Consider the following 11,707-nt stretch of genomic DNA (forward strand, 5'->3'; position numbering starts at 1 on the left):
AGCTCCAACCCTTGCAGCTGTGGCCAAATCACTCGCCGCCAGTTGGTGCGCTGGTGCAGCGTGGCACCGTCGAGCTGGGGCGGAGACTTCTCGAACCGGCAGCCGTCGAAGTCGGTGGGGGCGTGAAATTCTGCATCAGTGAACAGAACTTGTGCGCCAAATTCCGCACTCTGAAAGCCAGCCCACCCCGAGATTTTAGCCTCACGGAAATCAAAGAAGCCTCCTATATGAGCACCTTTGAAATCGGCTGATTTATTAAAAACAGCTCTGTGAAACTGGACTGTCTCCGGAAGTTTTATATGGCTGAAGTTTGCATGGCCGGCATATGTGGTGTCGTTAAAGAACGCCCCTCCTCTGGACGATGCGATGCTCTCGAAATCGACACCATCGAATATGGATTTCTTGAAATTCACACCAACGGTAAAGATCGTACCCGCGAAGTTCGTAAACCTCATGAAAGAGGACCCGATAAAGTCAGCCGCGCTATTAAAATGCGATTGATAGAAATGGCACTCAAAAAATATAAATCCAGAAAATGAGCATGATTTTATAAAATCAACATTGTTGAGCTCCACAATATCATTTTGGTCTGGCATATTAATGCCGCGATCACCAGCTCTTTCACGGAATAAGCGCTGCCATTCCAGCAGCTCGTCGTCCGTAAGCGGTGTCAGTTCTTCCTGTGGCACACGCCCTTTCAAAACTTCACGTTCATCAGACGTCAGGCGAGACGAATAGTACCGATTCCAGGCATACCGATTCTTTGCCTCGCGGCGAGGAGCCGGCAGCGAGGAGCCATGTAGTGTCGCCAGAAGGTACCAGGGATTATCCTCTGCGAACGTCAATCCGCTCTCTGCTTCAGCGATAGGCATCGGCATCGCCTGCTTTCGGTTGTGCAGTTGCAGGATGGTACCGCGGCTTTCGAGTGAAAAACAGAGATGCGGGCAGCATTTGCGTTTCTCCCTCAGAGCATCACCTCCGAACCGCCGATGAATCATCCCATTACACTCGCCTAACCGCCGCCGACAGGTCGGGCGCTTGGCCCCTGGGTCCCGGCTTTCGCCGGGAAGGCGGTAGGGAGAACGGGAAACGGCGCCGCCGCTCCGCCACTCCCGTCCGAAATCCCGCACAAACCCCACTACCTCTGTCCGGATTTCCAGACAAACCACCCCTCCGCCCCGCCTGAAACCCGTGATTCCCCGTCAACCCTGCCCTTGGCACGGCGCATGCCTAATAGCTTCCCGAAGACGGGACGGGGCCGGGGGCGGCTCCCAACCCAATCGTGATATCGATCTTGGGAGAAGCGACATGGCCCAGAGTGCCAGCATCGCCACCGGTCCGGTGGCACCGAAGAAGTTCTATCAAAGCCTTTACGTCCAGGTGCTGGCGGCCATCGCCATCGGCGTGGCGCTGGGCCATTTCTATCCCCATGTCGGCGAGAGCATGAAGCCGCTGGGCGATGCCTTCATCAAGCTGATCAAGATGCTGATCGCGCCGATCATCTTCTTCACCGTCGTGCATGGCATCGCCGGCATGGAGGACATGAAGAAGGTGGGCCGCGTCGGGTTCAAGGCGCTGATCTATTTCGAGGTTCTGACCACCATCGCCCTGATCCTGGGCATGGTCATCGTCAATGTCTGGCAGCCCGGTGCCGGCATGAATGTCGATCCGGCGACGCTGGACACCAAGTCGATCGCCAGCTATGCGGCCAAGGCCCAGGAGCAGGGCACCGTCGCCTTCCTGATGCACATCATCCCCGCCACCGTGGTCGGCGCCTTTGCCGAAGGCGAGATCCTGCAGGTGCTGTTCATCGCCATCCTGTTCGCCTTCGGCCTGCACAGCCTGGGCGACAAGGGCCGTCCGATCCTGAACCTGATCGACCAGACGTCGGGCGTGTTCTTCAAGATCGTCGCCATCCTGATGAAGGCCGCCCCCATCGGCGCCTTCGGGGCCATGGCGTTTACCATCGGCAAGTACGGGGTGGAGACGCTGGTGTCGCTGGGCCAGCTGATGGCCGCCTTCTATGCCACCTGCCTGATCTTCATCTTCGGCGTGCTGGGCGTGGTGGCGCGGGTCTGCGGTTTCTCCATCACCCGCTTCATCCGCTATATCCGCGAAGAACTGCTGATCGTTCTGGGCACCTCGTCCTCGGAAAGCGCGCTGCCGCGCCTGATGGCCAAGCTGAACAAGCTGGGGGTGGAGAAGTCGGTGGTGGGTCTGGTCGTGCCGACGGGTTATTCCTTCAACCTGGACGGCACCTGCATCTATCTGACCATGGCCGCCATCTTCCTGGCCCAGGCCACCAATACCGACCTGACCATCTGGCAGGAGCTGGGCATCCTGGCCGTGCTGCTGCTGACGTCGAAGGGTGCCGCCGGCGTCACCGGGTCGGGCTTCATCGTGCTGGCGGCGACGCTGGCCACGGTGGGCCATATCCCCGTCGCCTCCATCGCCCTGATCCTGGGCGTGGACCGGTTCATGTCGGAAGCCCGCGCGCTGACCAACCTGATCGGCAATGGCGTCGCCACCCTGGTGGTCGCCAAGTGGGAAGGGGCGCTGGACATGAACAAGCTGCATGCCGAGCTGGCCAACCCGACCAGCATCGAGGAGGCGCCGGAGCGGCCGCGGGTGGCGATGGCGCCGGCGGAGTAAGTTGGTGCCGTGATAAGGGCCCCTCTCCCCGCCGGGAGAGGGGCTTTCGCGTTCAGGGGATGGCGAAGGCACCCAGCGAGACGACGGCCTGGAGGATCAGCTTGTCCTCCTGCCCACCGCCGCCGCTCTGCCCGCCGCCATCGCGGGGCGGTGCTGGCGGGGCTGCCGGTGGCGCCGGCCTGGTGGTTTCCGGGCGCGCGGAGGTTGCGACCTGGATTGCCATCGACGGTGGAGGTGGGGGCAGGTGGTCGCGGTAGCCGCCGCTTTCCTCGCTGAACCGCAGATCGGACACCCGGTAGTGCCGGTCGGGAAAGGCCTGCTGCAACAGGGCCACCTCCTCCTTGATGCGGCCATAGAGTTTGACGCGCAGAGCGGAACGGGCGGCCTCCATCTCCTGCAATGTCGGTTCGAACCGGACGTCGGCCACGTGGATCTGCTGGCCGGGTTTGCTGGCCTGTTTGGCGCGTTCGGCCAGCTGCGCCAGCCGCCCCTCCGGCAGCCTTGTTTCGACCATGGCCCGCCAGCGGTCCAGGCCGGCACTGTCCGATACCTTGTCCATGGCGATGACCCGCCAGTCGGTGCGGTCCGCCACCGCGTCGGCCGCCTTCAGCAGGTCGGCGCGGCTCAGGCCACCCGCCTGGCCGGCACTGTCGATGACCAGGATGACGCGGGCCGTCTGCGCCTTCACCCAATCCTCCACGGACAGGGAAAGGCGGACATTGTCGGAAACCGGTGGTGCCGCCTGCTGCGCCAGGGCAGGTGGGCAGGTGGTGAGAAGCAGCGACGTGACGAAGGCGGGAAGGATCATGGAGGATGCACGCATGGGTGAACTCCTTTCCTGCTGTCATGGATCACGAAAGAAAGGCCAGCCTGTCACGCAATTTATTAACGCCCGGATAACAGGAATATTTCAAAATCCATGTTACCGGTCACGAATGATGGATCGAAAATAGATACCGGTGTCAGTGCCGCATTCCCCGCTTTGCCACCCTTGCCACCTCGTCATATCCTGGGTCCACAATGAACAAAGCACCCCCAATTCAGACCGGTGCCAGGGCCAGAAAGGGCCTGATCGCCGCCGGGTTTACCCTGCTGGCCCTGCTGCTGGCCTGGGCCGGGGGGGAGCTGGCGGCGGGCATCGCGCGGCAATCGCTGCTGGACCAGGCGGGGCCGCGCCGGGCGCTGCTGATCGCCGGTTTGCGCAGCGAGCTGACACGGCATGAGACGACGCCCGCCATCCTGGGCCTGTCGCGCACGCTGCGCACGGCGCTGCAAAGCCCGGATGACGCCGATGCGATCCACGCGGCCAATATCTATATGGAGCAGATCGCCGAGCGGACGGGGGCGGCGGCTTTGTACCTGATGGATACGGGGGGTACGACCCTGGCGGCCAGCAACTGGCGCCAGACGGACAGTTTCGTGGGGCGCAATTTCGCCTATCGCCCCTATTTCCGCGAGGCGCTGGCCGGCGGGTCCGGTCGCTTCTATGGCATCGGCACCACCAGCCGGGAGCCCGGCCATTATTTCGCCCGCGCGCTGGAGGAGGGCGGCCTGACGCTGGGCATCACGGTGGTCAAGGTGTCGCTGGCGCCGGTGGAGAAATCCTGGGCCGGGCTGTCGGACCGCATCCTGGTGGTGGATGGCAATGGCGTGGTCATCCTGTCCTCCGTGCCCGACTGGACCTTCCGCACGCTGGCGCCGCTGTCGGATGCGGAGAAGGTGCGGCTGGCCGATACAAGGCAATATGAGAGCGTGGAACTGCATGAGCTGGGCTGGCGGCCGCGCGCCGACGGCACCGTCATGCTGGCCGGCGCGCCGGCGCGCTATCTGGCCAGCGACAGCAGGGTGGAGGGCACGCCCTGGCGGCTTTACCTGCTGTCCAGCCTGGACGGCGTTGCCATGGCCCGGGATATCGGGCGGGTCGGCGGGGCGGGGGTGGCGGCACTCTGCCTGCTGGGCTGGCTTTACTGGCGGCAGCGGCGGCGCACGCGGCTGGCCTGGCGGCGGTCGGCGGAAGCGCTGGAGCTGGAGGTGGCGGCGCGCACGGCGGAGCTGGTTTCCGCCAATGACGATCTGCGCCGGGCCCAGGATGATCTGGTGCAGGCGGCCAAACTGGCGGCCCTGGGCCAGCTGTCGGCCGGCATCACGCATGAGCTGAACCAGCCGCTGGCGGCCTTGCGCACCTTTTCCGACAATGCCGCCGCCTTTCTGGGGCGCGGCAAGCTGGATCGGGTGGCGGAGAATCTGGGGCATATCGCGGCGCTGACCGAGCGCATGGCCAGGATCACCGGGCAGCTGCGCACTTTCGCCCGGCGGTCGGAGAACCGGCCGGAGGATGTGCCGTTGGCGCGCGCCATCGACAATGCCCTGACCATCCTGGCGGAAAAAGTGCGGCGGCTGGGGGCGGAGATGGAGATCGCATTGCCGGCGGGCCTGACCGTCCGCTGCGACGCGCTGCGGCTGGAACAGGTGCTGGTCAACCTGATCGGCAATGCCCTGGATGCCGTGGCGGGGCGGGAGGTGCGGCTTGTGCGGGTGACGGGGGAGATGCTGGACGAGCGGGTGACGCTGCGCGTCGCCGATACCGGTCCGGGCATCGCGGATGAGCATATGCCACACCTGTTCGAACCATTCTTCACCACCAAGCCACAGGGTCTGGGCCTTGGCCTGGGGCTGGTGATTTCGGCCGGCATCATCCGCGACCATGATGGTAGTCTAACCGCCGGCAACGGGCCGGAGGGGGGCGCTGTGTTCGTCATCGACCTGCCGGCGGGGGAAGGGGAGTGAGCATGGGGCGCATCCTGCTGGTGGAGGATGATGACGCCGTCCGCCTGGGCGTGGAACAGGCGCTGGAACTGGCCGACCTGCCCGCCACCTGCTTCGCCGCCGCCGAACCGGCGCTGGATGCGCTGAAGCAAGGCGGGGCCGACCTGCTGGTCACCGATGTGCGCCTGCCGGGGATGGATGGGCTGGCGCTGCTGAAATCGGCTTTGCAGGTCGATGCCGGGCTGCCGGTGATCCTGATGACCGGGCATGGCGACATCGCCATGGCGGTGGGCGCCATGCGTGACGGCGCCTATGATTTCATCGAGAAGCCGTTCGCGTCCGACCGGCTGGTCGCCACGGTGGTACGGGCGCTGGAAAAGCGGCTTCTGTCGGCGGAGGTGGGCGCGCTGCGCCAGGAACTGGCGCGTCAGGATGGGCTGGATGCCGCCCTGCTGGGACGGTCGGCCCCGATGCTGGCGGTGAAGAAGCTGATCCGGCAGGTGGCGGATACCGGTGCCGACATCCTGATCCTGGGCGAGACGGGCAGCGGCAAGGAGATGGTGGCCAGGGCCCTGCACCAGTTCTCATCCCGCGCCTCCAAGCCGTTCGTCGCCATCAATTGCGGGGCGATCCCCGACAGCATGGTGGAAAGCGAGCTGTTCGGGCATGAGGCTGGCGCCTTCACCGGCGCGGCCAAGACTCGCATCGGCAAGCTGGAATTCGCCGATGGCGGCACCGTGTTCCTGGACGAGATCGAGAGCATGCCGCTGGCAGCCCAGGTGAAGCTGCTGCGGGTTTTGCAGGACCGCAAGGTCGAGCGGCTGGGTTCCAACCGGTCGATCGCTCTGGATATCCGTTTCGTGGCGGCGACGAAGGAGGATCTGGGGGCGCTGTCGCGGCAGGGACGGTTTCGCGAGGATCTGTATTTCCGCCTGAACGTCGTGCCCCTGACCCTGCCGCCGCTGCGCGACCGGCGCGAGGATGTGGGCATGCTGCTGGACCATTTCCTGCTGGCCGCCGGCGACCGGCTGGGACGGGCGCCGGTGGTGGTGCCGGCGGCCGACCGCCAGGCGCTGCTGGCCCATCGCTGGCCGGGCAATGTTCGCGAGCTGCGCAATGTCGCCGACCGCATGGCCCTGGGCCTGCCGGCGCTGCTGGGTGGTGTGCCGGGTGAGGTGGGATTGGCGGCCCAGGTGGAGGCGTTCGAGCGGCAGCTGATCAGCGCCGCCCTGGCCGACCACAAGGGCGATGTCGCGGCGGCGGCGGAGACGCTGGCGGTGCCGCGGAAAACGCTCTACGACAAGCTGAAGCGTTTCGGGGTCGAAATAGATGATTTTCGATAATTGTCATCATTCCGGATTCAAAATAATACTTTAGCGCGAAAATGACCACAACCCCGCGTTGACGGGATTGGCATATGCCCATATAAACCTGAACGATAATATGTTCGGGGGAGAGGCATCATGCTGCAGAATGTTGTGCCGTCGCGCCGCAATTTCCTGGTGGGGTTGGGGAAGTTCGCGGCGGTGGCGCCGCTGGTCCCGTCGCTGCCCTGGGCAGCGACGGCACTGGCCGCCACACCGCGCGATGCCTGTCCGCCGCCATCGGCCTGGAAGGACCTGGCGGCCCAGGTCAGCGGCGGGGTGCTGACGCCACTGGACCCGTTCTTCGGTGATGTCTGCCGGCCCAACAATCTGCGCTACGGCACCTTGCCCATGGGCATCGCCCGCTGTCTGAAGACGGAGGATGTGCAGGCCGCCATCCGCTGGGTCAAGCAGCAGGGGCTGCCCTTCCGCGTGCGGTCGGGCGGGCATAATTATGCCGGATATTCGGCCACCAATGGCCTGCTGATCGACATGTCGCTGATGGCGGGTGTCGAGGTTCTGGACAAGAAGAACGGCATCGTCCGGGTCAAGGGCGGCACCATCAATTCCCTGGTCTATAAGGAGCTGGAACGGTTGGGCCGTACCATCACCCATGGCCGCTGCGACGCGGTGGGGGCGGCGGGGTTCCTGCTGGGTGGCGGCATCGGTTTCAACATGCGCCGCTACGGGGTGGCATCCGACCTGCTGCGGTCCACGTCGCTGGTCACCGCCGACGGGGAACGCCATGAGGCCGATGACAAGCAGGACAGCGGCCTCTATTGGGCCTGCCGGGGCGGAGCCGGGGGCAATTTCGGCATCAATACCGACTTCACCCTGCAGACCTTTCCCGTCGATACGGTGTCGGTCTGTCAACTGACCTGGACCAAGGACCAGGCCGGGGTGGTGTATGACCTGCTGCAGCGGCTGCCGGCGGCGCCCGACAGTTTCGGCAGCAAAATCAACATCACCCTGCCCAGCATCCAGCAGCGGTGCCAGGGTGTGGGCAGCAACGTGTCGATCCTGGCGCAGCTGCACAAGACCAAGGGCACCAGTCTGAAGCAGATATTCGGCCCCCTGTGGGAACGTGCCGACAAGCGCACCGTGCACGAGGACATCCCCTATTGGGTGGCCCAGGATTTCCTGTCGGAAGAGACCTTCCCTTATTATTATCAGGAGAAATCCAGCTACATGCATTCCGCCCGCATCACCCGCGCGGCGGTGGATGCGATGTTCGAGGCGGCGAAGGCCATGCCCGGCACCTCCATGCCCGTGGCGTTCAAGTTCTTCCAGACGGGCGGGGTCATCAATGATGTGAAACCCGACGCCACGGCTTACGTCCATCGCGGCTACGACTGGCTGTTCTCGGTGGAAATGAACTGGTGGCAGACGTCCGATCCGCAGGGGCTGATCGACGAGAACCTGGCCTGGCAGAAGGATTTCTACGCCCTGGCCAACAAGACCTGTTCGGCGATCGGCGCCTATCAGAACTTCCCCGACCCGACCCTGGATGACTGGGCCGGCGCCTATTACGGCGCCAACTATACCCGCCTGCGCGAAGTGAAGAAGCAGGTCGATCCGGACAGCTTCTTCAATTACGGGCAGGGTATTAAACCCATTTAAAGGCTCCCTCAGTCGCCGGGCGCCGCCATCCGGCGGCTTGGCTACGCCGCACGTGCGGCGCGGCGGCGATCGCCGCCGACCTGATCCCAATGACCCAGCTCATCGGGATCAGGAGAGGGTAGCCTCTTCCACGGTCCATGCCGCCCCCACGGGGGTGGCATGCCGGGCGTCGATAAGGGTTCCCTTGCGCCCCCTTCGCAGGCGCGGTAAGACCCGTTCATCGATGGTTCCCCTTGCAAAAGGGGTGAAAAGGGAATGCGGTTAAATTCCGCGGCTGCCCCCGCAACTGTAAGCGGTTAGCGAAGCCCGACATGGCCACTGGGAAACTGGGAAGGCCGGGCTGACGCTGTGACCCGCGAGCCAGGAGACCTGCCATCGGCAATGCGTCGCGCGGCCATTGGGCGGGGTGCCCCGATGGGACGGTTTACCGTTTCGCGCCGGCGCTTCCGAGGGAGTGCGCGGGTGGAACGGCTTTGTAGAAAGGGCCTGCTTCAGGCCATCGCCAGGACCAGATAACGGTGTGAAGGCAGGTGTTCCCGGCAATGGGGGCGCTGTCGATGCCGGCTGCATGCGCATCCTCCGGATTCGTCAGAAAAAGAACGGATCGGAGTCTTAGAAGTGAGCCGAATTAACCTTTTCCGCGCCACCCTGCTGGGTGCCGCCGCCATCCTGTCCGCCACGGCCGCCCTGGCCGAGCCGACCCAGGTGGCAGAGATCATCGTCACCGCCAACAAGGTGCCGACGGCACAGGCGCGCGTGGGCAGCACCGTCAATGTCATCGACAGTGCCGAGATCGAGCGCCGGCAGCAGGTGCAGGCCATCGACCTGCTGAAGCGCCTGCCGGGCGTGTCCATCTCCCGCAATGGCGGGTTGGGCAGTACCTCTACCGTCCGCCTGCGCGGATCGGAAGCCGGCATGGTCAAGGTGCTGATCGACGGCGTGGAAGTGAACGACGCGTCGGGTGCGAACAACGAGTTCGACTTCAACAGCCTGATGACCGGCGATATCGAGAAGATCGAGGTGCTGAAAGGCCCGCAGAGCGCGCTTTACGGCAATGACGCCATGGCCGGCGTGATCAATTTTATCACCCGTCGCGGCGAAGGCGAGACCAGGATTCGCGGCACCATCGAAGGCGGTTCCTATGGCACGTTCCGCCAGCAGGCCACGCTGACCGGCGGCACCGAACAGGCCGATTACGCCCTGTCGGCATCCAACCTGTCCACCGATGGCTTCTCCCGCACCTTCGTGGGTGACGAGAAGGACGGCACCGATGCCCGCTCCGTCAGCGGCCGCGTCGGTTTCCAGGCCAGCGAGATCCTGCGCTTCGACCTGAATGCCGGCTGGTCCTGGCTGGACACCGAATTCGATCCGTTCGGCGGCGACGGCCCGTCGGACCAGGAGAAGGAGACGTGGCAGGTGCGAGGGAGCACCAGCCTGTCGCTGCTGGATGGCAAGTTCGAGAACAGCCTGGCCGCCAGCTATGCCAGCACTGACCGCGATTTCGACGAGCCCACGGGCTTCTACCGCTTCTCCACCTTCGACAGCCGCCGCAAGGCGCTGGATTATCAGGGCAACCTGCATGTCCGGACCAAGGACATCGCCACCATCGGCCTGTCGGTGGATGAGGAGGATGCCAAGACCACCAACACGGCGGGTACCGCCACGACCACCGGCCTGGATGACAGCGTCACCACCAAGTCGGCCTTCGCCCAGTATCAGGCGGCCCTGACCGACGATCTGACCGTCACCCTGGGCGGCCGCATCGATGATCATGAACAGTTCGGCACCGAGGGCACCTGGCGCGCCACGGGTGCGTACGAGGTCCCGGCCACGGGCACCATCCTGCGCGCCTCCTATGGCACCGCCAACAAGGCGCCGACGCTGTACCAGCTCTACGACCCGTTCTATGGCAATACCAGCCTGAAGGCGGAAGAGGGCAAGGGCGTGGATGCCGGCTTCGAACAGCCGCTGCTGGATGGCAAGGTCAGCTTCGGCGCCAGCCTGTTCCGCAATGTCTATGACAATATGATCGCGTTCTCCAACGGCTATATCAACGTGGCCAAGGCGCGGACCAAGGGTGTGGAGCTGACCTTCCAGGCGCAGCCCATCGACAGCGTGCTGATCCAGGCCAATTACACGTATCTGGAGGCCAAGGACCGCCGCACGGGCCGTGACCTGCCGCGCCGTCCGCAGGACACGATCAACGCATCGGTGGACTGGACCGTCGCCCAGGGCATCGATCTGGGGGCTGCCCTGCGCTATGCCGGCAAGCAGCGTGATACGGCGTCCGCCACCTCGCCCATCCTGGACGAATACACCGTCGTGGACTTCACCGCCCGCTGGGCCGTGCTGGATAATCTCAGCCTGTTCGGCCGGGTGGAGAACCTGTTCGATGAGGATTACCAGGAGGTTCGCACCTATCGTGCGCCGGGCCGGTCGGCCTTTGGCGGTGTGACGGTGACGTTCTGATGCGGACCGGCGTCGCCCTTCTGCTGGCGGCCCTTGTGGCCTCCCCGGTGGGGGCGGCGCCGGCTTCTCGCGTAGTCTCCTTATCGCTCTGCGCCGATCAGTTCCTGCTGGCGCTGGGGGCCCGCGACCAGATCGCGGGCCTGACGCGGCTGGCGGGCGATGAGCATCTGTCGCCCTATGCGGCGCAGGCCGAGGGCATCGCCACCCATGACGGGACGGCGGAAGCGGTGCTGATGCTGAAGCCCGATCTTGTGGTGGCCGGCGGCTATTCCCGCGCCCAGACGGTGGGCATGCTGGAAAGGCTGGGTGTGCCGATCCTGAAGCTGAAATCGGCGCAGCGGCTGGACGAGATCCCGGCGCAGATCGAACAGGTGGCCAAGGCCCTGGGCAAGGAGGCCGAGGGCAAGCGGCTGGCCGATGATCTGCGGGCGCGGCCGGCCGGCGGCGGGCCGGGTCCACGGCCTACGGCGGCGTTATACCGGCCGGGCGGAGAGGTGCCGGGCACGCGCGGCATCGTCAATGACATGATGGCGGCCGCGGGGCTGGAGAATATCGGCGGGCGGATGGCCGGCCGGCCGAATGGGCGGGTGGCGGTGGAAACACTGCTGCTGTCGCCGCCGGACCTGCTGGTGGTGGACAGTCTGCGCCCCGACCGGCCCGGCATCGGGCAATCGGTGCTGGAACACCCGGCCCTAACGCGGGCGCGCGGCGGGATGGCGGTGGCGGGGTTCCCCATCTCCTACTGGCTGTGCGCCACGCCGGCGTCGATCGAGGGGGTGGATTTGCTGAAGCGGGTGGCGGGGGAAGCGTTGGGGGAGGGGAAATGAGGATGGCCG

8 protein-coding genes and 1 riboswitch are annotated in these 11,707 nt (G+C 64.9%); of the genes, 6 read left to right on the top strand and 2 right to left on the bottom strand.

Translation table 11 applies throughout. From position 1 onward, the window contains the following. Positions 1 to 878 (bottom strand): pentapeptide repeat-containing protein (locus tag ACM9HJ_RS00005; protein WP_416569604.1); only part of this gene is annotated, 878 nt, incomplete at its 3' end. A gap of 430 nt (positions 879 to 1,308) precedes the next feature. Here ACM9HJ_RS00005 and ACM9HJ_RS00010 point away from each other — a divergent pair. Continuing rightward, positions 1,309 to 2,652, top strand: a complete 1,344-nt coding sequence (locus ACM9HJ_RS00010; RefSeq protein WP_416569605.1) for a dicarboxylate/amino acid:cation symporter — start codon at positions 1,309 to 1,311, stop codon at positions 2,650 to 2,652. Between the two features lie 52 nt (positions 2,653 to 2,704). Here ACM9HJ_RS00010 and ACM9HJ_RS00015 read toward each other — a convergent pair whose 3' ends face one another. Beyond that, positions 2,705 to 3,475, bottom strand: coding sequence for a hypothetical protein (locus ACM9HJ_RS00015; protein WP_416569606.1), 771 nt, complete (start codon positions 3,473 to 3,475; stop codon positions 2,705 to 2,707). A 197-nt stretch (positions 3,476 to 3,672) separates the two neighbouring features. Between ACM9HJ_RS00015 and ACM9HJ_RS00020 the strand changes: the two genes are divergently transcribed. The 5 genes from ACM9HJ_RS00020 to ACM9HJ_RS00040 all read left to right on the top strand — a co-directional run bounded on the left by ACM9HJ_RS00020 (position 3,673) and on the right by ACM9HJ_RS00040 (position 11,698). After that, positions 3,673 to 5,439, top strand: coding sequence for a sensor histidine kinase (locus tag ACM9HJ_RS00020; RefSeq protein ID WP_416569607.1), 1,767 nt, complete (start codon positions 3,673 to 3,675; stop codon positions 5,437 to 5,439). Positions 5,440 to 5,441: 2 nt separating this feature from the next. Next, on the top strand, positions 5,442 to 6,761 hold the full coding sequence (locus tag ACM9HJ_RS00025) for a sigma-54-dependent transcriptional regulator (RefSeq protein ID WP_416569608.1): 1,320 nt from the start codon (positions 5,442 to 5,444) through the stop codon (positions 6,759 to 6,761). Between the two features lie 120 nt (positions 6,762 to 6,881). Beyond that, positions 6,882 to 8,402, top strand: a complete 1,521-nt coding sequence (locus ACM9HJ_RS00030) for an FAD-binding oxidoreductase (protein WP_416569609.1) — start codon at positions 6,882 to 6,884, stop codon at positions 8,400 to 8,402. A 207-nt stretch (positions 8,403 to 8,609) separates the two neighbouring features. After that, a riboswitch (cobalamin riboswitch) is annotated at positions 8,610 to 8,794 on the top strand. A gap of 226 nt (positions 8,795 to 9,020) precedes the next feature. After that, positions 9,021 to 10,871: a TonB-dependent receptor plug domain-containing protein gene (locus ACM9HJ_RS00035; protein WP_416569610.1), complete on the top strand. Its 1,851-nt coding sequence runs from the start codon at positions 9,021 to 9,023 to the stop codon at positions 10,869 to 10,871. Then, entirely contained in the window at positions 10,871 to 11,698 is an 828-nt protein-coding gene (locus ACM9HJ_RS00040; protein WP_416569611.1) for an ABC transporter substrate-binding protein, read from the top strand. The genes ACM9HJ_RS00035 and ACM9HJ_RS00040 overlap by 1 nt, the downstream gene beginning before the upstream one ends. Positions 11,699 to 11,707: the final 9 nt, after the last annotated feature.

The sequence above is a fragment of the Niveispirillum sp. KHB5.9 genome (assembly GCF_048066115.1).
Taxonomy (GTDB): Bacteria; Pseudomonadota; Alphaproteobacteria; order Azospirillales; family Azospirillaceae; genus Niveispirillum.

Coding starts and splice junctions, on each gene's coding strand:
- ACM9HJ_RS00010 (WP_416569605.1), top strand. CDS start 1,309: ATGGCCCAGAGTGCCAGCATCGCCACCGGTCCGGTGGCACCGAAGAAG.
- ACM9HJ_RS00015 (WP_416569606.1), bottom strand. CDS start 3,475: ATGCGTGCATCCTCCATGATCCTTCCCGCCTTCGTCACGTCGCTGCTT.
- ACM9HJ_RS00020 (WP_416569607.1), top strand. CDS start 3,673: ATGAACAAAGCACCCCCAATTCAGACCGGTGCCAGGGCCAGAAAGGGC.
- ACM9HJ_RS00025 (WP_416569608.1), top strand. CDS start 5,442: ATGGGGCGCATCCTGCTGGTGGAGGATGATGACGCCGTCCGCCTGGGC.
- ACM9HJ_RS00030 (WP_416569609.1), top strand. CDS start 6,882: ATGCTGCAGAATGTTGTGCCGTCGCGCCGCAATTTCCTGGTGGGGTTG.
- ACM9HJ_RS00040 (WP_416569611.1), top strand. CDS start 10,871: ATGCGGACCGGCGTCGCCCTTCTGCTGGCGGCCCTTGTGGCCTCCCCG.